General features: G+C 36.5%; 26 protein-coding genes. 14 read left to right on the forward strand and 12 right to left on the reverse strand.

The features are described 5' to 3' along the window. Positions 1-43 precede the first annotated feature (43 nt). The 3 genes from JFU18_RS18435 to JFU18_RS18445 all read right to left on the reverse strand — a co-directional run bounded on the left by JFU18_RS18435 (position 44) and on the right by JFU18_RS18445 (position 2,429). A complete protein-coding gene (locus JFU18_RS18435) occupies positions 44-892 on the reverse strand; it encodes a hypothetical protein (protein WP_201050326.1) in 849 nt (282 codons plus the stop codon). 149 nt (positions 893-1,041) lie between these two features. Continuing rightward, positions 1,042-1,635, reverse strand: a complete 594-nt coding sequence (locus JFU18_RS18440; RefSeq protein WP_078185138.1) for a biotin transporter BioY — start codon at positions 1,633-1,635, stop codon at positions 1,042-1,044. A 50-nt stretch (positions 1,636-1,685) separates the two neighbouring features. Beyond that, a complete protein-coding gene (locus JFU18_RS18445) occupies positions 1,686-2,429 on the reverse strand; it encodes a DUF3298 and DUF4163 domain-containing protein (RefSeq protein WP_002089296.1) in 744 nt (247 codons plus the stop codon). A 96-nt stretch (positions 2,430-2,525) separates the two neighbouring features. Between JFU18_RS18445 and JFU18_RS18450 the strand changes: the two genes are divergently transcribed. Further along, positions 2,526-2,909, forward strand: coding sequence for a hotdog fold thioesterase (locus JFU18_RS18450; RefSeq protein WP_002034550.1), 384 nt, complete (start codon positions 2,526-2,528; stop codon positions 2,907-2,909). A 37-nt stretch (positions 2,910-2,946) separates the two neighbouring features. Here JFU18_RS18450 and JFU18_RS18455 read toward each other — a convergent pair whose 3' ends face one another. Beyond that, entirely contained in the window at positions 2,947-4,323 is a 1,377-nt protein-coding gene (locus tag JFU18_RS18455) for a glycine--tRNA ligase (protein ID WP_002034552.1), read from the reverse strand. Positions 4,324-4,668: 345 nt separating this feature from the next. Further along, positions 4,669-5,382, reverse strand: a complete 714-nt coding sequence (locus JFU18_RS18460; protein WP_201034447.1) for a DNA alkylation repair protein — start codon at positions 5,380-5,382, stop codon at positions 4,669-4,671. 118 nt (positions 5,383-5,500) lie between these two features. Here JFU18_RS18460 and JFU18_RS18465 point away from each other — a divergent pair, with 118 nt between their 5' ends. Next, a complete protein-coding gene (locus JFU18_RS18465) occupies positions 5,501-5,968 on the forward strand; it encodes a hypothetical protein (protein WP_002034556.1) in 468 nt (155 codons plus the stop codon). Positions 5,969-6,071: 103 nt separating this feature from the next. Here JFU18_RS18465 and JFU18_RS18470 read toward each other — a convergent pair whose 3' ends face one another. Continuing rightward, a complete protein-coding gene (locus JFU18_RS18470) occupies positions 6,072-7,397 on the reverse strand; it encodes an ArsB/NhaD family transporter (protein ID WP_078185140.1) in 1,326 nt (441 codons plus the stop codon). Positions 7,398-7,687: 290 nt separating this feature from the next. Between JFU18_RS18470 and kapD the strand changes: the two genes are divergently transcribed. After that, positions 7,688-8,311 carry a 3'-5' exonuclease KapD gene (gene kapD / locus JFU18_RS18475; RefSeq protein WP_063218136.1) on the forward strand — a complete coding sequence of 208 codons (624 nt, stop codon included), beginning with the start codon at positions 7,688-7,690 and terminating at the stop codon, positions 8,309-8,311. A 40-nt stretch (positions 8,312-8,351) separates the two neighbouring features. Here the strand turns inward: kapD and kapB are convergent, their stop codons facing one another. Continuing rightward, entirely contained in the window at positions 8,352-8,735 is a 384-nt protein-coding gene (gene kapB, locus JFU18_RS18480; RefSeq protein ID WP_201032007.1) for a kinase-associated lipoprotein KapB, read from the reverse strand. 173 nt (positions 8,736-8,908) lie between these two features. On the opposite strand from kapB, the gene JFU18_RS18485 reads away from it, so the two are divergent. Continuing rightward, positions 8,909-9,085, forward strand: coding sequence for a hypothetical protein (locus JFU18_RS18485; RefSeq protein WP_000982764.1), 177 nt, complete (start codon positions 8,909-8,911; stop codon positions 9,083-9,085). A gap of 68 nt (positions 9,086-9,153) precedes the next feature. Continuing rightward, positions 9,154-9,693, forward strand: a complete 540-nt coding sequence (locus tag JFU18_RS18490) for a superoxide dismutase family protein (protein ID WP_201032006.1) — start codon at positions 9,154-9,156, stop codon at positions 9,691-9,693. 117 nt (positions 9,694-9,810) lie between these two features. Here JFU18_RS18490 and JFU18_RS18495 read toward each other — a convergent pair whose 3' ends face one another. After that, positions 9,811-10,962, reverse strand: coding sequence for a MalY/PatB family protein (locus tag JFU18_RS18495; RefSeq protein WP_201032005.1), 1,152 nt, complete (start codon positions 10,960-10,962; stop codon positions 9,811-9,813). Positions 10,963-11,079: 117 nt separating this feature from the next. Here JFU18_RS18495 and JFU18_RS18500 point away from each other — a divergent pair, with 117 nt between their 5' ends. Further along, positions 11,080-11,331: a YugE family protein gene (locus tag JFU18_RS18500; RefSeq protein ID WP_201034446.1), complete on the forward strand. Its 252-nt coding sequence runs from the start codon at positions 11,080-11,082 to the stop codon at positions 11,329-11,331. A gap of 328 nt (positions 11,332-11,659) precedes the next feature. On the opposite strand, the gene JFU18_RS18505 is transcribed toward JFU18_RS18500, so the two are convergent. Next, complete coding sequence (locus JFU18_RS18505) at positions 11,660-12,499, reverse strand: alpha/beta fold hydrolase (RefSeq protein ID WP_002034539.1); 840 nt, start codon at positions 12,497-12,499, stop codon at positions 11,660-11,662. Positions 12,500-12,609: 110 nt separating this feature from the next. Next, positions 12,610-13,590 carry a 2-hydroxyacid dehydrogenase gene (locus tag JFU18_RS18510; RefSeq protein WP_201034445.1) on the reverse strand — a complete coding sequence of 327 codons (981 nt, stop codon included), beginning with the start codon at positions 13,588-13,590 and terminating at the stop codon, positions 12,610-12,612. A 262-nt stretch (positions 13,591-13,852) separates the two neighbouring features. Here JFU18_RS18510 and JFU18_RS18515 point away from each other — a divergent pair, with 262 nt between their 5' ends. The 3 genes from JFU18_RS18515 (at position 13,853) to yugI (ending at position 16,134) form a co-directional block, all read left to right on the forward strand. Beyond that, positions 13,853-14,350 carry an Lrp/AsnC family transcriptional regulator gene (locus JFU18_RS18515; protein ID WP_201034444.1) on the forward strand — a complete coding sequence of 166 codons (498 nt, stop codon included), beginning with the start codon at positions 13,853-13,855 and terminating at the stop codon, positions 14,348-14,350. Beyond that, positions 14,347-15,537: an aminotransferase gene (locus JFU18_RS18520; RefSeq protein ID WP_201034443.1), complete on the forward strand. Its 1,191-nt coding sequence runs from the start codon at positions 14,347-14,349 to the stop codon at positions 15,535-15,537. The genes JFU18_RS18515 and JFU18_RS18520 overlap by 4 nt, the downstream gene beginning before the upstream one ends. 252 nt (positions 15,538-15,789) lie before the next feature. Continuing rightward, positions 15,790-16,134 (forward strand): S1 domain-containing post-transcriptional regulator GSP13, encoded by a 345-nt coding sequence (gene yugI, locus JFU18_RS18525; RefSeq protein WP_002015848.1) that lies wholly within the window; start codon positions 15,790-15,792, stop codon positions 16,132-16,134. A gap of 112 nt (positions 16,135-16,246) precedes the next feature. On the opposite strand, the gene JFU18_RS18530 is transcribed toward yugI, so the two are convergent. After that, on the reverse strand, positions 16,247-16,480 hold the full coding sequence (locus JFU18_RS18530; RefSeq protein ID WP_002034535.1) for a DUF378 domain-containing protein: 234 nt from the start codon (positions 16,478-16,480) through the stop codon (positions 16,247-16,249). A 282-nt stretch (positions 16,481-16,762) separates the two neighbouring features. Between JFU18_RS18530 and JFU18_RS18535 the strand changes: the two genes are divergently transcribed. From JFU18_RS18535 to JFU18_RS18555, 5 genes are all read left to right on the forward strand, one after another. Continuing rightward, entirely contained in the window at positions 16,763-18,115 is a 1,353-nt protein-coding gene (locus JFU18_RS18535) for a glucose-6-phosphate isomerase (protein WP_002015845.1), read from the forward strand. A 91-nt stretch (positions 18,116-18,206) separates the two neighbouring features. Beyond that, entirely contained in the window at positions 18,207-18,503 is a 297-nt protein-coding gene (locus JFU18_RS18540) for a transposase (RefSeq protein ID WP_201031948.1), read from the forward strand. Between the two features lie 8 nt (positions 18,504-18,511). After that, positions 18,512-19,174, forward strand: a complete 663-nt coding sequence (locus tag JFU18_RS18545) for an IS3 family transposase (protein ID WP_201050328.1) — start codon at positions 18,512-18,514, stop codon at positions 19,172-19,174. A 44-nt stretch (positions 19,175-19,218) separates the two neighbouring features. Then, on the forward strand, positions 19,219-19,392 hold the full coding sequence (locus JFU18_RS30550; protein ID WP_374101403.1) for an IS3 family transposase: 174 nt from the start codon (positions 19,219-19,221) through the stop codon (positions 19,390-19,392). A gap of 135 nt (positions 19,393-19,527) precedes the next feature. Then, positions 19,528-19,941 carry a YugN-like family protein gene (locus JFU18_RS18555; protein WP_002131278.1) on the forward strand — a complete coding sequence of 138 codons (414 nt, stop codon included), beginning with the start codon at positions 19,528-19,530 and terminating at the stop codon, positions 19,939-19,941. Here the strand turns inward: JFU18_RS18555 and JFU18_RS18560 are convergent. Then, entirely contained in the window at positions 19,928-20,923 is a 996-nt protein-coding gene (locus JFU18_RS18560; protein WP_201034442.1) for a potassium channel family protein, read from the reverse strand. The two genes, JFU18_RS18555 and JFU18_RS18560, sit on opposite strands and share 14 nt — an antisense overlap. Positions 20,924-20,963 lie beyond the last annotated feature (40 nt).

Here is a 20,963-nt window from a genome sequence, read left to right on the forward strand (position 1 = left end):
GGGGATTTTTTTGAGAAAAAAAGACACTCTGGAGAGAGTGTCTTTAATTAGAACTTAAATTTTTATCGGTAGGATTCAATTCATTAGCTTTTGATTTAATTTCATCAGTAATAGCGATATTAATATTTCCAGCTGCTTTTTTGTATTCCTGAATTAATGTATTAACGTTTTGGTTGAATGTGATTAAACTGCCACTTGGAGATTGAGCTTGTTCATTGAGAGCTGTAATAATACCATATATTTTTTTATATTCTTCATAGGTTTCTTTATACTTATTTGGCTGTTCTTTTGCAGCTTCAGAGACTAACTTTAAATCCGTTCCCATATTGCTGTAAAACGTATCTACAGTTGCAACCGTCCCATCAATTTCTGTTCTCTTAGATCTAAGCGCATTATTGAAGTCATTTCTTTGATCAATCGCTTTTGACCATGTAGTTGAATACTCGGATAATACATAAGAAGCTGAATATCTAAAGGTTTCTATATCATTATAAAAAGATGCTGCAGCAATTAAGTAATCAGCTTCTTTTTTCTTTTGGGCTTGAATAGCTTGATATTCTTCCTCCATATTCGTTACTTTTGTTATCGTAAAGAGAAGGATGATGATTGATATAACTGATGTAAGAAAGAGTATTATAGATGTTAATAAAGATTTTTTTGCTGGTAATTTTCGTGCTTTCTTAATTAACCCAATAACAATAAAGATTAAAGCTGCGCATAAACTAATTATAGTAAGTATTAAAAAGAAAAATGCTAGACCGTTTCCAAAGGTATATTGCATTCCTAACTCGCTATTTCCATATAATTTGTAACTGATGCTCATACCAAGTATGAAAAATAAAGATAGTACTCCGACACTTATTTTAATAAGTGTATTTTTTGATAGCTTCACTGATTTTCCTCCAAAATATTGTTTTAATTAGATGTGCAAAATGTAAGATTTGCTGAACTATCATAACAAAATTTATTTCTAATATGTGTCGTATATTGTCGAAAATAAAAAATGAGTTATTTCAGTATACTGAAATAACTCATTTTTTATTATGAAATTGTCGAATGAGAATGCTGATAAGCGGAACGACGTACAGCATAGTATATGCGAGGTGCGATAATAGCGCCGATAATTGTAAACGCAATATCCTTTACTGCGAACCACATCATAATCATCCAGGCAGCTTTATAACTCATATTACCACCCATGAAAATATTGACTGCCCCGTACATATAAGTAGTACCGATAATATACGTTAAAATGATTCCGACGAAAGAAGCGATAGCAAATGTACTGAATGTTGGTCGTTCTTTTTGTTCTACTAGTTTTCCTGATACGTAAGCAACGATAATAAATGCGATAATAAAACCACCAGTAGGATCTAAAAGTGCTCCAAATCCAGCTTTGAAGTTAGCGAAGATTGGCGCACCTGCTACTCCAACAAGCATGTAAACAGTCATTGATAATGCCCCAAGTCTACTCCCGAGAAGAAGACCTGCTAAAATTGCGAAAAATGGTTGCATAGATAATGGAATGCCCGCTATTTGTAAGAATGGTGCCCACGATACAATATTTGCACCAATAGCCATAAGAGCGACGAACATGGCAGCTAATGCTAAATCTAAAACATGAAGCTTCTTCATAATGTTAACCTCCAGTTGCGTTTAGGTTAACATTATCGTAGCGAAAATATTTACTTGTTGTCAATCAAAATATTTTGATAAGAAGGCTTTAAATAGTCTCTAAGCAATGTGTATGGAATACGAAACTGCGGAATTCCGCTTGAATAAGGAGCAATTTCATATAAAGGGAAATAAATCACAAGATTATCGGGTTCTAAAAAGTAGTGAAACTTTTTAGTGCTCGTTACTTTTTCGACTGCATCAGGAAAATAAATGCTTTCATTTTGTTTAATTTGTCTTACAATCTCTGTGCGAATTATTTCCTTATATTTATCCTCTTGTTGAAATAAATCGTCTAAGTGTAATAATTTTTTTTCGTTTAAATCAAATGTATTTGCCTTCCACGTATACAGTCCGTGCGCTCCGCCTGTATATTGATAGTAATTCACATATAGGCTGAGGAAAGGTGGTTTGTTTAAAGCTACTTTATAGTCAACATTTGCAACGTATGGATGAAAAGGTGTGCTAGATCCTTCTGTTTCTTCATAATATTTCTTCGCTTCTTTTTCTAATTTACTTTTAAATTTAGTAGTAGAGTTTTTGTAATAGGAATTCAGCTTATTTTGAAATTTCGAATCAGAAAAGTTGTGAAAGGAAGGCCTATTAATTTGATATTCTATATAAGGTTTCTTACCTTTTTGCGTTACAGTCTTAACATTGATTGTCAGGTTGGATGCTTTGGCTGCTATTGCACAATTTGGTACAATAGTCAGCAAGGAGAACATAAGCAATAGTATACAAAATTTCTGTTTCATTTAGGTGAAACCTCCTTATATAAGTGTTATAGGTAGTTTGAAATTAAACAGGTAAAATTATACATTTGATCTAAAGGGAGAGAGGTTGAAAACGATATGTCAAAAACTTTAATGGATTCGCTTGGAATTGAGTTGTTAGAAATGACAGAGGATAAAGTAGTTGCTACAATGCCTGTTGATGAACGCACGCATCAGCCGTTTGGATTTTTACATGGCGGTGCATCTGTTGCATTAGCAGAAACTGTGGCAAGTGTTGGCTCATACAATTTAATTGATCAAGAAAAATGTATTTGTTTCGGATTAGAAATTAATGCAAATCATATTCGCTCAAAGCAAGATGGAATTGTAACAGCAATTGGAACACCGATACATAGAGGACAATCGACAATGGTTTGGGATATTCGCATCATTGATGAAAATGATGAGTTACTATGCATATCAAGATGTACAGTAGCAATTAAAGAAAAACGTGAAAAATAGAAAAGAGGCAGCTCAATAGAGCGCCTCTTTTTTATAATTAGAACTGGATTTTTTTCTCTAAGAAACCTTTTAGTTCGCTAATTGGCATACGAACTTGTTCCATTGTGTCACGGTCACGTACTGTAACAGCTTTGTCTTCAACAGAGTCGAAGTCGTATGTGATACAGAATGGAGTACCGATTTCGTCTTGACGACGGTAACGTTTACCGATAGAACCAGTTTCATCAAAGTCTACCATGAAGTCTTTAGCTAGTTCTGCGAATACTTCAGTAGCACCTTCAGATAGCTTTTTAGATAATGGTAAGATAGCTGCTTTATATGGTGCTAAAGCAGGGTGGAAACGAAGAACTGTACGAGAATCGTTTTCTAATTGCTCTTCTTCATATGCATCACATAAGAATGCTAATGTTACACGGTCTGCACCTAGAGATGGCTCGATGCAGTAAGGCACGTAACGCTCATTCGTTTGTGGATCGATATAGTTAAAGTCTTCGTTAGAGTGTTCCATATGACGTTTTAAATCGAAGTCTGTACGAGATGCAACGCCCCATAGTTCGCCCCAACCGAATGGGAATCTGAATTCAATATCAGTTGTTGCGTTACTGTAATGAGATAATTCGTCTTCACCGTGGTCACGAAGACGCATGCTTTCTTCAGTCATACCAAGTGAAAGTAACCAGTTTTTACAAGTTTCACGCCAGAATGCGAACCACTCTAAATCTTCACCAGGCTTACAGAAGAATTCAAGTTCCATTTGTTCGAATTCACGTGTACGGAATGTGAAGTTACCAGGTGTGATTTCGTTACGGAAACTTTTACCGATTTGGCCGATACCAAATGGAAGTTTTTTACGCATAGAGCGTTGTACGTTTTTAAAGTTTACGAAAATACCTTGTGCTGTTTCAGGACGAAGGAAGATTTCGTTTGTGCTAGACTCTGTAACACCTTGGAATGTTTTGAACATTAAGTTGAACTGACGGATTTCCGTGAATTCTTGGCTACCGCAATCTGGGCATTTTACTTCATGTTCTTTCATTAAGTCAGCCATTTGGTCGAAAGTAAGACCGTCAACGACCATTTCGATACCTTTTACGTCTAATGCATCTTCAATTAATTTGTCAGCACGGTGACGAGCTTTACATTTTTTACAGTCGATCATTGGATCATTAAAGTTACCAACGTGACCAGAAGCGATCCAAGTTTTTGGGTTCATTAAAATAGCAGCGTCTAAACCAACGTTGTGTGGAGATTCTTGAATGAATTTTTTCCACCAAGCTTTTTTGACGTTATTTTTTAATTCGATTCCAAGTGGACCGTAATCCCATGTGTTTGCAAGACCACCGTAAATTTCAGAACCAGGGAAAACGAAACCGCGATGTTTCGCTAAGTTTACAACTTGTTCCATTGAATACATAATAAAATCCTCCTTTTGAAAGTTAACGTATTTGCGATGACGTGATGGGTACTTTGGAAACGAGCAATATATGCTTTAAAAAACATAAAAAAACGCTCATCCCAAGGCTTAATCGCCTAGGGACGAGCGTTTGCCCGCGGTTCCACCCTAGTTGATACACAAAATGTGCATCCACTTTATCACGTATTGCTCGAGACTGCCGTTTCCTCGCAGCTTCAGGCTTTCACTATCCCTGAATCGCTTTTTATGCAAGTACTTATAAGTCCGTCATCGCTACTTATATTAATAATAATGAACATATTTTAACACGTTCTTTTTTAAATCTCAATAGAGGAACGTGCCCATCTAGGATAGAGTTTCGCCTATTTTTTCGTTATTTATTCCGTAATTTTGCTTAATGTGCTTAATTGCTTCGCGTTTACTTAATGGAGCGAGTTCGTTGTTTTGAACGTATTCCCATACCACATCTGGTTTTGTTTTTGCATATTCGCGAAGGACCCAGCCGATTGCTTTTTGAATGAAAAATTCTTTTGAGGAATGTAGTTGTCCGATAATCCAGAAAAGGAGTTCTTCATCCATTTTTTGTTTATATTTCAGCTGGAATAAAATAGCGGCACGTTGTAACCATATGTTTTCTGATGCAATCCACTTTGGAATATATGCAGAAATTAATTCTGGATGTTTTAAAAAGATAGCACCTAAAAATGTAGGGACGATGCTATCAACAGAATCCCACCAAGATTTTGTGACAATAAGTTCTTCTAAAAATGGGATGTGAGTTTCGTTTATGTGTTTTTTATATTTTTGCATGATATCGAGTGCGGCAGCTTGAAATTCACGTTCTGGTAGGTCCCAAAGTTCACGCACGATAATTTGGAAGTCCTTTTTATCTGGGAGAGTATGTATTTGAATGACGTCTTTCAATAACTGTCTTCTCTCAGGAGTTTGAATACCGAGAAACGGGAAGTGATTTTTCATATAAAGTGCCATCGGTTCTGCTTTTTCGGGATTTTGATGAGCTGTAAAATGCTCTTGTAATGCCTTTACAAATGGATGCATAGGTATGTGCTCCTCTCTCATTATCTTTCTCTTCTTATTATACAAAGAGTTTGGTTAAATTTTAAAACATAACTTGCACTGTAATGAAATATGTTGAGAAGAGAGAGGAGAGGATAAGATGGAAGATCAAGGCGTACTAGCAGGTTTCTTTGCTCTTAGTTTTGCGTTTATGCTTGTTATAATAATTTGGGCAATTATTTCGTATTTGTTAACGGCTTTTGCACTTTATACGATGGCGAAAAATGATGGTGCAACTGATGGTGTTCTTGCTTTTATTCCGTTTATAAATAGTAAGATATGGGGTGATTTAGCGAAAGATAAATTACCAGATTTCTTGAAAGAAGAAGCAGGGTGGAAAGTATTTGGCATATATGTTGGATGCTTCATCTTTAATTTCGTACCAATTCTATATATATTAGCAACAGCTGTATCACTTGTACTGTCTATTTATCTTATCTATGCTATTTTGGATAGATACGGAACGAATTCCATACTATTTACGATCATTCATACAATCACATTTTCGGTTTTCTTGCCGATTCATTTGTTCATTATTCGGAATGAGCCGGTTAGGTATAACGAGTAGGCGTATCAAAGTTGCCCTGCGGTCGATATATTTGGTTCTATAATAATTCGGATATGCTGAAAAAAGAACGAAAGCGCCCTGCTGAGCAGGGCGCTTTTTTCTACTACATAAGATAGCGTAAGTAAATGTAAATATGAGAAATGATTAATGAAACGATCATAATTGGGAAGCCGACTTTAAGGAATTCCATGTAGCTGAATTTATGTCCTTCACGACTTGCGATACCAGCTACGATTACGTTAGCAGAAGCCCCGATTAATGTTCCGTTTCCACCTAAGCAAGCACCTAATGCTAATGCCCACCATAGTACGTCGACTTGTGCGTCAGAAGGTGATAAACCTAGCCCAACTGCCATATCGTTAATAAGTGGAATCATTGTTGCAACGAATGGAATGTTATCGATTGTTGCAGAGGCGATACCAGATACCCATAGAATAAGGATAGATGCCTGAGAAATATCTCCGCCTGTTATTCCAATTACTTTTTGAGCTAACATTTTGATAAGCCCGATATCGATAAGTCCTCCAACGAGTACGAATAGTCCCGCGAAGAAGAAGATTGTTACCCACTCTACACTTGCGAATACCTCTTCAATTTCATGCTCTTTCACACCGATTAGCATAAGTACAGTAGCGCCAGTTAAGGCGATAATTGCTGCATCAATATGGAAAATAGAATGAGTCATGAAGCCTACAATAGTAAGGCCAAGTACTGTTAAAGATTTCTTCATTAATACTGGGTCTTTAATGTATTGTTTTTCATCTAAGCTCATTAACTTTTTAATTTGTACAGGATCAGCAATTAATTGCTTACGGTACATGAAGTAAAGCATTGTTGCCGTAACAGCAATAATGATAATTACGATAGGTGCTAAGTTGAATAAGAAAGCATTGAAATCTAAATGCTTATTTGCAGAACCAATCATAATATTTGGCGGATCACCAATTAATGTTGCTGTTCCTCCGATATTTGAAAAAATAATTTCAGAAAGTAAATATGGAACAGGATTTACTTGCAAGATGCGCGTAATAGATAAAGTAACTGGAACAACAAGAAGTACTGTTGTAACGTTATCTAAAAATGCGGAGCCAAGCGCGGTAAGTAAGGAAAGTGAAATTAAAATTTTAATTGGATTTCCTTGTGCTCCTTTTGCGGCTTTAATGGCAACGTATTGGAAGACACCTGACTTACTTGTAATGTTTACCAGTATCATCATACCGATGAGTAATGTAATTGTTCCCCATTCAATATGTTTCGTAAAGGCATTGTGTAAGTCAACGACCCCTGCAATTACCATGAATGCTGCACCAAGAAGTGCGATGACAGCACGGTTAATTTTTTCAGAAATAATAATGGCATATGTAATTAAAAAGACTGCGATAGCGAAATAATACTGCCAGTTTGCGAGCTCTTGCGTTGTTTCGTGCAAAACTCTCATCTCCTTTCATTCACTTTTCTTAGTGTGTCAAAAAATTAACTAGATGAAACACACATAACGTCATTATAAAGTAGAAAAATAGCGGATGTAAATGAAAGGGTTTATTTTGTCATATTTTCTGCATAGGTCATTTTTTCTTATTTTTAAAAATATTTGTGGGCATCTGACATATATATAAGATACATCCAATCTGAATATTTAAAATCGAATCAGCATTCGAGCTTGTTCGTGTAGGAGTGTCAAATAGAAAGGAATGACAAATATGATAAGGAAGGGATCGTATGGATGAACAACGATTTTTGTTTTTAGACTTTGAGTTTACGATGCCCCAGCATAGAAAAAAGCCAAAAGGTTTTTTCCCAGAAATTATTGAGGTCGGACTCGTTTCAGTTGTTGGTTGTAAGGTGGAAGATACGTATTCATCGCATATTAGACCGAAAACATTTCCGTCTTTAACGGATCGATGTAAAAAATTTTTAGGAATTAAACAGGAAGTAGTGGACAAAGGAATTTCTTTTCATGAACTTGTTGAGAAACTTGCAGAATATGAAAAGATTGGTAAACCGACAATTGTAACGTGGGGAAATATGGATATGAAAGTCTTAAAGCATAACTGTGAAATGGCAGGAGTAGAATTTCCATTCTTTGGACAGTGTCGTGATTTATCGCTTGAGTATAAGAAGTTTTTTGGAGAGAGAAATCAAACAGGGCTGTGGAAAGCAATTGAGGCGTATGGAAAAGCAGGAACAGGAAAGCATCATTGTGCGCTTGATGATGCGATGACGACATATAATATTTTTAAGTTAGTAGAAAAAGATAAAGAGTATTTAGTCAAACCAGCACCTCCGACATTAGGGGAACTTGTTGATTTTTCGAAAGTGTTAAAGAAAGTGAGTACACAGTAACGACCAAATTGCAAAATATGTAATTTGGTCGTTTTGTTTTTTAAAGTTTGTAATCTTGCTTCAATTGCTGAAGTGTTTCTAGACTACGCCCCGCAAAAGGTGAATCATCTTCAGAAAATGAATTCATTTGAGTTTCTAATGCTAATTTTAGTGACTCTGTATAATCCGGAATTTCTCCTTCATATTTCTTCACCATTTGCTCTGGAATGTTCGTCTGTTCACGAAAAGCTAAAGCACGTCTTTCATGGAAGAATGGTACGTCAGCTTGTTTTACATTATGTAAATCACCTTGCACTGGATGTTTTAAAACAGCTAGTACTTTTACGATGTAACTGCCAGGACGGCTATTTGTAATTTCGCCGATGTATTTTCCAGTTTTATAAATACCAGTAACGATTTCACCAATTTCAAATGTTTCTCTCATATTTTTCACCTCAAGTTTATAGTAAGGAAAGTGCGCGAAGGAGTCAAAGAAATCATTCGCTTTCGGAACGCCCCCTTGAGAATATGACAGGCTTCAATTATAATTTAAGATGATAAAACAGAAAATTCCGATGTTTATTCTTACTATAAATTTCCCGATAAGGAGTGTTTCATATGATGCCTTTATATTTTCCTGAAGATAAAACGGAGTATATTATTCCAGGTATTGTTTGCGTTCTATTTATCATCGGTGCGGTCGCTACGTGGCGTATGTTTATTCGTGTATCAAAACGAGAAGCAGAGCGATTACAGAAAGTAGAAGAAAAGCTTTTAGCTGAAAAGAAACGGTAATTCATTTTTGTATGTTTCCCTCTATGCTCGGACAATCTAAGGGCAGAAAGCATTTTGGAGGGAATTGAATGAAAAGACGGCTTTTTTTCAGTTGTTGTTTATTATTTCTAATGGTGGGTTGTGACCAAGGGAAGCCGAAAGAAATTGATGTGAAATTACATAATGCTTCAGGTGATGAAGTTGGGACTGCAAAAGTAGCTCAGCAAACAAGTGGAGTGAAAATTACGATTAAAGCGGAAGGCTTTACACCAGGACCACACGGTATACATGTACACGAAATCGGAGAATGTAAAGCGCCTAGTTTCGAATCATCTGGGAATCATTTTAATCCAGATAATAAAAAACATGGGCTCTTGAATCCGAAAGGTGCGGAAAATGGTGATTTACCGAATGTAGTGGCGGATGGTTCTGGAAAGATTAAAGCAGAAATCGATGCTCCGCATATAACGCTTGAAGAAGGAAAAACGACGATTCATAGAAAAGATGGAGCGTCTATTATTATTACAGAAAACGCTGATGATGGTATGACGCAACCAACTGGTAAATCTGGTGGCCGAATTGCTTGCGGTGTTATCGTAAAAAAAGCGTCGGATCTGAAGAAAAAATAGAAGCTACCGTGAATGATAGCTTTTGTTGTAAAACCGCATGATAGTAAGTGGAATTATATCGATTTACCGAAAAAAGGAGGCTATCCCAATATCATTTTGGGATAGCCTCCTTTTTTATTATGAGAATGTATGGTGTAGTCTGTTTAAAATCTCTTCTAAAACAGATCTAGGACAGCCAATGTTAATTCGGATATGGGCTTCCCCGCCTGTTCCGTATTTCTCACCGGGCTCAATGATGATTTTACCTTTCTCTTCAAGCAATGCTGTTCGTTCATCTTGAGAAAGATCCAAGTGGGAACAATCAATCCACAGTAAAAAACTACCTTCTGGTTTAATTACAGAAAGAGCTGGTATGTGATTTTGAATATACTTACAAGCAAATTGAGCGTTATCTTCAACATACAATCGAATTTCATTTAGCCAATCATTACATTCTGTATAGGCACTTTGCATTGCTGTATAAGCAAATGTATTTAATCCGTGGAATCCTTGTCTATATTGGATAGACATAAAGGCATTACGGAGATTTTCATTCGGAATAATAATGATCGATGCTTGTAATCCAGCGATATTAAATGTTTTGCTCGGAGCCATACAAGTAATAGTGCGTGCTGCTAATTCTTCAGATAAAGAAGCAAACGGTGTATGAGTATGGCCTCTATAAATAATATCGGCGTGAATTTCATCCGCGACAACGGTTACATTATATTGCGTACATAACGCACCGAGTTTTGTTAGCTCCTCTTTCGTCCAAACGCGCCCGATAGGATTGTGAGGGCTGCAAAGAAGCATTAGTTTTACACCTTGTTTAAATTGAGTTTCTAGATGCTCGAAGTCTATCTTATATATGCCATTTTGTTTAAATAAGGGACTCTCACATAATTGTCTATTATTTGTTTTGACCATTTCAAAAAATGGTGGATAAATAGGAGGTTGTACGAGTACGGCTTCTCCTTCTTTCGTTATAGCTTGTATGCTCGTACTAAGAGCTGGAACGATACCTGCGCTAAATACAATCCATTCTTTTTGTATTTCCCAATTGTATTGGCTTTTCGTCCAATTACAAATGATATCCCCAATATTTTCAGGAGGAAGTGTATAACCGAAAATAGGATGTTCTGTGCGTTTTTGTAATGCAGTTTGAATTGGTTTTGGTACTTCAAAATCCATATCGGCAATCCAAGCGTGGATGAGCTCTTCATTTTTATATGTATCCCATTTTGTACTATGCGTTCCGCGACGATTTACCGTTTTATGAAATAGTTGCATATGTTTGCTCCTTTCTTCTGTCAAACTGTTAAGTTATGAAAATTCTCACTCTTCTTATAGAATAGCTGATGTGATACGATAAAGAAAAGCATTAAAAAGTGAAAAGGCGGGAAGCAGATGGGTGGATATGACAAAATGATTGAGGTTGTGAAAAATTGGGATCCGTTTCAAATGGGACCGGAGTTTTATGAAACAGAAGCGAGCGATGTTGTAAACGTCGTAAGTGTGTTTGATGATCCGAAATACATCGCAAAGAAGATTCAACATATATACTTTATGTCTTTTGAAGAAGTACCTGCACTTGAAAAATGCGAAAAATTAGCAGTAGAGTTACTCGTACTAAAAGAAGGCGGAAGTTGTTCGTTATAGGCTGTCGGAATTTACGACAGCCTTTTTGTTTATTTTCATTTGTGCTGATTGATTAAAGCTTCACTTTATCCCGCTATTTGCGGGCAGTAAGACTCCTGCCTCAAAATTCGGTTGAAGCAAAGAGGTTAGGCGAGAAATCAAACTGCCCGTAAAAACCCGATTGGTGAAGGCTAATAATCCGTGGGGATAGAGCCTCCCACGGATTAAAGCTTCACTTTATCCCGTTTTAACGGGCAGTAAGACTCCCGCCTCAAAATTCGGTTGAAGCAAGGAGGTTAGGCGAGAAATCAAACTGCCCGTAAAAACCCCCACGGATTAAAGCTTCACTTTATTGCGTCGCAAACGTAATAATTTCTTCATAAACATGGTCGGGCTTTTCTTCAGGTAGTAAGTGCCCTGTATTTTCGTAAGAAATGAAAGTTGAATTAGGTAGGTCCTTATGGAGACGGTGTCCTACATGTACAGGGACGACGCGATCTTTTTCACCCCAAATGAGTAATACTGGGGTTTCGATTTTTTGTAATTCAGTTGAAGATAAGTCACCTTCACGGTCTCTTATCATTCGAGTTAAAGCAGGGAATATACGATCATCATAAAAAGGAGCAGCATAGCCTTCCATCATTTCATTGTCAATTAATGAATGGTCATGAACGACATTCATTAAGTTATGGACGATGCCCCTTCGAATAATCCAGTTCTTCACGTATAAGTGGAAGAACGGTAAATAAGAGGAGTACAGTAAAGGTAAGTTTGCGCGTGCTAAATAACTAGAGCTACATAGTAAAATCGTCTTTGAAATTAATTCAGGGCGTAGTCGGTTTACAAAGAGTGAAATTTGTCCGCCCATAGAATGGCCAACTAGTACAATATTCGAGAGAGATAAATGTTCGATTAAATCGATAATAATAGCTGCTAAATTGTGATAAGAATATTTAAAGAGATGAGATTTATCACTTTTTCCGAATGGTGGTAAATCAAGGGCAATTACTGTACCTTCCTTTGTTAGTAAAGGAATGAGTCGTCGATAGCTAAATGAGGAAGAGAGGAAGCCGTGAACGAGTACGAAAGTAGGTCGTTCTTTTTTAGTATTATGTTCATACAATTCGTAATGAATAGTAGTCCCGCGAGTGGAAAAAGTGAAGTAAGGGCATTTGCATTCATGGTTCATTTTTTGTCACTCCATTGATTTTTGTTCATATCATCTCCCGGCAAGAAACAAAATATGTTAACAAAAAAAGGCAAGATGACATCGTCATCTTGCCTTTCGCTTATTTATAATTACCCACGCACAATATTAGGTGGTGTTTTTCCTTGTAATCCTGCTACTAAATTTTCAGCAGCTGTCATTGCCATTTGCTGCCGAGTTTTTAATGTTGCAGATCCGATGTGCGGTAAAGTTACAACGTTTTGTAATGATAAGAGCGGATTCTCTTTTTGAATCGGCTCTTGTGTAAATGTGTCGATGCCGGCTGCAAATATTTTCTTTTCTGTTAACGCATGAATTAATGCAGTTTCATCTACTGTTTTCCCGCGAGAAGCATTAATGAAAATTGCTGTTTCTTTCATTAGTGAAAATTCCTTTTCACCGATAAGATGATACGTTTCATCTGTTAATGGAGTAAGAAGAATAATAAAATCAGATTGTTTGATTAAAGTTTGTAAATCACAATATGTAGCATCAAATTTTTGCTCAGCTTCTTCTTTACGGCGACGGTTATAGTAAAGGACATTCATATCAAAGCCGAATTTCGCTCGTTTTGCGACAGCTTCTCCAATTCGTCCCATTCCGATAATACCAATCGTACTATGATGTACATCTAGTCCGAAGTGTTCTTTTCCAATTTCAGCGTTCCATTCACCATTTTTCACATAGGAATTGAGTTCGCAAACACGGCGACCAGCAGATAACATAAGAGCGAAAACGAGATCGGCTACTGTATCATCTAACACATATGGAGTATTCGTTCCGATAACATTTTGTTTCTCCATCGCTTTTAAATCAAAGTTATCATGGCCAACAGAAATGTTACTTACTACTTTTAAATTAGGAGCAACCTGCAATAATTCTTCATTTATAGTAGATCCGAAATTTAATAACCCATCTTTATCTTTTATTTTTTCTAATAGAACATCACGAGGTACTTTCTCGTTTTGATCCCATTTATCAAAATCACAGTGTTCTGATAAATAGTTTTCTACAAATGTTGGAACTGGTTCGGCAATATATACTTTTGGTTTCACGGTTCCATCCCCTTTCACTTTATCCTGCGTTTTTTCACTTTACCCCGATTTAACGGACAGTAAGCCTCCCGCCTCAAAAAGCAGCTTAAGCAAAGAGGTTAGGTGGGAAAGCAACGGTCCGTAAAAGCTCGATTGGTTCAAATAATAATCAGCGGGGTGAGTCTTTCCACTGATTAAAGTTTCACTTTATTTTGACATAATTCACTAAAAAAATCTTCTTTTCAAATTGGAAAGAGTATTTGTATAATTTAGACAGAAACTAAAAGGAAGGATGATTTATATGGTGACAGAGAAAGAATTGGAATTATTAGCTTGTCTTGAAAAGAATAGTCGTTTATCTGTAGATACATTAGCGAAGTTGTTAAATATAGAAGTAGAAGAAGTGAAAAAAATGGTTAAGAAATTAGAAAGTGAAAAGATTATCGTGGACTATGTAACACATATCGATTGGACAAAAGTGAAAGAACATACTGGTTTAACGGCGATGATTGATGTGAAAGTTACACCGAAGCGTGGTGTCGGTTTTGATGCAGTAGCTGAACAAATTTATCGCTATTCAGAAGTGAAATCCGTTTATTTAATGTCTGGGACATATGACCTTTCTATTACATTAGAAGGAAAGACGATGGGAGAAGTAGCGATGTTTGTTTCTGAGAAATTAGCAACAATTGAATCTGTCGTTTCAACGACAACTCATTTTATTTTGAAGAAGTATAAACATGAGGGGATTATTTATGAAAAGACAGATGATGATAAGAGAATTGTGGTGACACCGTGAAGCAATTTGACCTATCTAGAGTAGCAGAATCTTTACAACCGTCCGGTATACGAAAGTTTTTTGATTTAGCGGCAAGTATGAAAGGTGTTATTTCACTTGGAGTGGGAGAGCCGGACTTTGTTACACCTTGGAATGTAAGGCAAGCATGTATTCGTTCTTTAGAACAAGGATATACGTCATATACAGCAAATGCAGGATTATTGGAGCTCCGTCAAGAAATAGCAAAGTATCTAAAAAAACAATTTGCAGTATCTTATGATCCGAATGATGAAATCATTGTTACAGTTGGAGCGAGTCAAGCGCTAGATGTAGCGATGCGTGCTATTGTAAATCCTGATGATGAAATACTTATTATTGAACCAAGTTTCGTTTCGTATGCACCGCTTGTTACGTTAGCGGGCGGGGTCCCTGTTCCAGTGGCGACTTCATTAGAAGATGAATTTAAAGTACAGCCAGATCAAATTGAAGCAGCTATTACAACGAAAACAAAGGCAATATTACTTTGTTCTCCCAATAACCCAACAGGCGCAATGTTAAATAAATCCGAATTAGAAAAGCTAGCTGTTATTGTTGAGAAGTATAATTTAATCGTGTTATCGGATGAAATTTATGCAGAGCTCGTATACGACGGAGCATATACGAGTTTCGCGAGTATTAAAAATATGCGTGACCATACGATTTTAATTTCAGGATTTTCAAAAGGGTTTGCCATGACGGGATGGCGTCTTGGGATGATTGCAGCCCCTGTTCAATTTTCAGAATTAATGCTCAAAATCCACCAGTATTCAATGATGTGTGCACCGACGATGTCTCAATTTGCAGCACTTGAAGCATTACGCGGGGGAAATGATGAAGTAATTCGAATGAGAGATAGCTATAAAAAACGTCGTAACTTTATGACGACATCTTTCAATGAAATGGGCTTAACATGTCATGTGCCAGGCGGGGCATTTTATGTCTTCCCTTCTATAGCTTCAACCGGACTATCTTCAGCAGAATTTGCAGAACAATTATTATTAGAAGAAAAAGTGGCTGTTGTTCCTGGAAATGTGTTTGGCGGGAGTGGTGAAGGATTTATTCGTTGTTCGTATGCAACATCGCTTGAGCAACTTATGGAAGCAATGAAGAGAATGGAACGGTTCATAGAGAATAAAAAAAGGACAAAACACAATACGTTTTGTCCATAAAAGGGGGGGAATACTAGAAAGCCATGTGTTAGTATTCTATCCTAATATTGGAGAATTATACGTATTACAGGAAATTTTTTCGTGAATTTTGAATGAGTTCTATCAAAGTGGTATAATTTACTAATATAAGGTGGGAGTAACCTCGGTGTTTTACTTAGGATACTTACCACTAATCGGATATTTAACAATAAATACATCTGCTTTGCTATTTACAATTGTAGAGAAAATGGTAAACGTATGGGAGTGTTTCACATGTCAGAACAATATACAACGGGAGTGGTTGTAACAGGGAAAGTAACTGGAATTCAAGATTACGGTGCATTTGTAGCTTTGGATGCAGAAACACAAGGACTTGTGCATATATCTGAAATCACAAATGGGTATGTAAAAGACATTCATGACTTTTTAAAGGTCGGAGATACAGTAGAAGTAAAAGTACTTTCAATTGATGAAGAACACAGAAAAATGAGTTTATCGTTAAAAGCGGCGAAAAGAAAGCAAGGACGAATTCTTATACCGAATCCATCAGAGAACGGATTTAATACACTGCGAGAAAAGCTAGCAGAATGGATTGAAGAGTCGGAGGTAATAAAGTAAAAGAGGAACGCATATGAGCGTTCCTCTTTTACTGTGACTTATGATATATATATTTGCAAATATGATTGCATGCAATCATATTCGTATGTCGGAGGCGAAAAAGACATACTGACTATTGAATTTCATGTGTTTCTGGGTGAGTACCAAGATTCTCGGATGGTTTAAATAGTAAGCCGAGATTGATAAGCCCAGAAATACCAACGATGCCGTAAATAATACGTGCAAGAGCTGAGTTCTGTCCCCCGAAAATAGCCGCTACTAAGTCAAACTGGAAGAACCCGATCAGTCCCCAGTTAACAGCGCCGATTACAGTGAAGACTAATGCGATACGTTGCAAGGTACTCATGAAAAGCCCCCCCTTAATGTGAAGCGTGAGCAAGCAAGGAGTTAATAAGAAAATTTAACTCCTTTATAGAATGGTATAGTTTTGTTGTTTTTATACATGAAAAATGTACGAAAAACGATGTATATACATCTATACCGAAAAATTCGAATTTTTATGCAAAAAATGAACTTTTTCTAAAAAATAAATAATGGTTACGTTTACAATTGTTGAATCGCTTGATTTACAACTTTAGTTTCGCTAAAGTGAATACAGAAATACATATACATAATTGGAGGGAAAAAGATGAGTACACATGTAACGTTCGACTATTCTAAAGCGTTATCCTTCATCGGTGAAAATGAACTAACTTATTTACGTGATGCAGTAAAAGTAACACATCATGCAATCCACGAAAAAACTGGAGCTGGGAACGATTTCCTTGGGTGGGTAGAGCTTCCGCTTCAATATGACAAAGAAGAATTCGCTCGCATTCAAAAATGCGCAGAAAAAATTAAAAATGACTCTGACATTTTACTTGTTGTAGGTATTGGTGGTTCTTACCTAGGAGCACGCGCAGCAATTGAAATGTTAAACCATTCTTTCTATAACACGCTTTCTAAAGAACAACGTAAAACTCCACAAGTGCTATTTGTTGGACAAAACATTAGCTCCACTTACATGAAAGATTTAATGGACGTACTAGAAGGTAAAGACTTTTCTATTAACGTTATTTCCAAATCAGGTACAACAACAGAGCCTGCAATCGCATTCCGTATTTTCCGTAAATTATTAGAAGAAAAGTATGGAAAAGAAGAAGCACGCAAACGTATTTATGCGACTACAGATAAAGCGCGCGGTGCTTTAAAAACATTATCTGATAATGAAGGCTACGAAACGTTCGTTATTCCAGATGATGTTGGCGGTCGTTTCTCTGTATTAACACCAGTAGGTTTATTGCCAATCGCTGTAAGTGGCCTAAACATTGAAGAGATGATGAAAGGTGCAGCTGCTGGTCATAATGATTTCGCGAAATCAGAACTTGAAGAAAACCCAGCTTACCAATACGCAGTAGTTCGTAATGCTCTATATAATAAAGGGAAAACAATTGAAATGCTTGTTAACTATGAGCCAGCACTTCACTACTTCTCTGAGTGGTGGAAACAGTTATTTGGTGAAAGTGAAGGAAAAGATCAAAAAGGTATTTTCCCATCTTCAGCAAACTTCTCAACTGACTTACACTCATTAGGTCAATACATTCAAGAAGGTCGTCGTGACCTATTCGAAACAGTTCTTAAAGTAGGTAAATCTACACACGAACTAAAAATCGAATTAGACGACAACGATTTAGATGGATTAAACTACCTTGCTGGTGAAACGATAGACTTCGTAAACACAAAAGCATACGAAGGTACATTACTTGCACATAGCGATGGCGGAGTACCAAACTTAATCGTAAACATCCCTGAATTAAATGAGTACACATTCGGTTACCTTGTATACTTCTTCGAAAAAGCATGTGCGATGAGCGGCTACCTATTAGGCGTAAATCCATTTGACCAACCAGGAGTAGAAGCATACAAGAAAAACATGTTTGCTTTACTTGGTAAACCAGGATTTGAAGAATTAAAAGCAGAATTAGAAGAGCGTTTAAAATAATAAAAAGCGATCGGGTCTCTGATATGATCCCCTTATAGTAGACAGGAAAAAGAAAGCACATTAACCTGTTTACTATGGAGGGGATTTTTTCATGGGAAAAATTAGAGTCACTTACGATGTAGAATTTAAGAAACAAGCTATAGATTTATACTTAATAGAAGGCATGAGCTATAAAACCATTGCGAAAGAATTAGGTATTCATCACTCGGTTGTAAGTCGTTGGGTGAAACACTTTGAAGCTGAAGGAATCAAAGGACTAGAAGAAAAACGCGGTAAAGCGAAAGGACCAGGTTTAGGTAGACCAAGGGTTAGACCCGAAGATCCTGAAGCTAAGATCAGACGATTAGAAGCGGAAAATGAAATGTTAAAAAAGCTCTTAGGGATGTAAAAGGAGGAATGAAAGTCGTATCCAAAATAAAAAAATTCGAAGTCATCCATGAAATGACAAAAACAGGTTATACAGTGACCATTCTATGCGATATTGCTGGTGTAACCAGAAGTGGGTACTACAAATGGATAAAACGGCATACGACGCCTTCAAAAAAACAATCAGAGGATATCGAAATTAAGAAAAAGATATTGAAGTGTCATAAAAAATTAAGAGGAATTTATGGATATAGAAGAATACAAGTGTGGCTGAAAGCCACATATAACCTTCATTTGAATCATAAACGCATCCAAAGATTGATGAGTGAACTAGGTATCAAAGCCGTAATTAGGAAAAAACGACCTTATTACGGAAAAAAAGAAGCTTATGTGATTTCAGAGAACCATCTAAATAGGGAGTTTCAAGCTTCAAAACCGAATGAGAAATGGGTAACCGATATTACCTATTTGATTTTCAATGGACAGCGCTTGTACTTATCCGCTATTAAGGATTTATACAATAATGAAATTGTTGCCTATGAAACCAGTCGTAGAAACGACTTAAAACTTGTGTTAGATACACTTAAAAAGGCAAAGAAAAAACGAAATGTGAAGGGAATCCTCTTACATAGTGATCAAGGGTCCCAGTATACATCTCGTCAATATAATCAATTACTTAAAAATATCAGATGAAGACAAGTATGTCTCGAAGAGGCAACTGTTGGGATAATGCTTGTATGGAAAACTTCTTCAGTCACTTTAAGGCAGAGTGTTTTCATTTACACTCCTTCCATAAAGCGAATGAGGTCAAACTTGCCGTGCGTAAATATATGTACTTTTATAATCATCAAAGATTTCAAAAGAAATTAAATAACCTGAGTCCATATAAATATAGAACTCAGGTTGCTTAGTTGCGCTTTTTTAATACTGTCTACTTGACAGGGGTCACTGCATCTCCGGTCGCTTTTTATTATTTTATTGAAAGGTACATCGGTATATTCAAACTAGAATGGGTATGCTAAAGGAAAAGTCTAGGAGGGATGGGCTTGATTCCGATTCAATCAAAATTAGAAGGATGTACATATGCGTTATATAAGTTAGAAGAGGTTATGAAACCACTTGGATATAGTATTGGCGGCAATTGGGATTATGATAAAGGATGCTTTGATTATAAAATAGACGAAGAAGAAGGGTATCAATTTTTACGCGTACCATTTACAGCGGTGGATGGGGAACTAGATGTGCCTGGTGTAATAGTCCGTCTTGAAACACCGTATATTCTTTCGCACGTATATCAAGACGAACTAGATGATAATGTTAATGCTTTAACAGCTGGAACGAGTGGATTGGATCAATTTGCGGAGCCGCAAGATCCAGATGGAGATGTGAAAAGAAAGTATGTCAATATTGGTAAAGTATTGGTACAAGAACTAGAAAATCATTTTTTTAATGGTGAATAACGATGAGTATGTCGCTTTCGATGAGAATGAAAGAATGAACTGGATTGATCATATATTGTTCGTCGCGCTTTACACCTAGTAAGAGAATGTTTTGCTTTAAAAGAGTATAGCTACAATTTGCAAAGGATTGTCCGGGGCAGGACGGGGGAATCTCCATCAGTTGTAATTTGTTATCAGAGATTTCATCGTAAAGTGAGAATAGTACACCTGAAATGGAAGGGAATAAAAGAGAAGCGGTAAATACATAGCTCGTTAATTTATTTCCTTCTATAATTTCTGATACGCCAGCTCTCGTTGCATTTTGGATTTGTTCAGAAGTAAGAAGTTCAGCGATGCAGTGAATGTTTGGATTAAGTCCTTTTGCAGTTAAAATATTTAAAATGGACTGTGTATCTGCTAAGCTTTCGTTCTTCTCTTTATCCGCTGTTATTAATATAGTGTGAGCTGTTGTAATGTTAGCTTTTAATAAAGTTTGATCGTGATGCGGACAACCTTTTATAAATTCTAAATGATGAAATGGCTTTGGAAGTAAAGAAAGTGTTTCATCAATTAAAACGATATCAAGGTTCGGTTGTAATATGTGCATTTGTTTTACAACATGTTTTGCACGCTCATTCCAGCCAACGATAATCATATGACCATTAGAGGTAGCAGCTGTTTCACCTTTAATTCTCATATATTGTTTATTAATCATGTCGGTAGCGAATAGAACCATATAATAAGAACAAAATCCCGTTCCTAATAAAATAATACATATACCAATAAGTTTTCCTATCGTTGTATGGGGGGCGAAATCGCCGTATCCAACGGTGAAAATGGTAACGATTGACCACCAAACCCCGTCGAACCATGTGGTGAAGTGAGATGGCTCTAATATATGTATAAGAAAGCCGGAGAGGGCAGTAAGTACAATAATAAAGCAAATTAAACGAAAAATAATGGAATCACGAAATGTATCTACTAAATTCGGACGGGATTTCAAGTTCCTATTCCTCCTTACTTTTCAGGACTACATTCATTGT

It is taken from the genome of Bacillus sp. TH22, from assembly GCF_016651015.1.
In the GTDB taxonomy this organism is placed as follows: domain Bacteria; phylum Bacillota; class Bacilli; order Bacillales; family Bacillaceae_G; genus Bacillus_A; species Bacillus_A mycoides.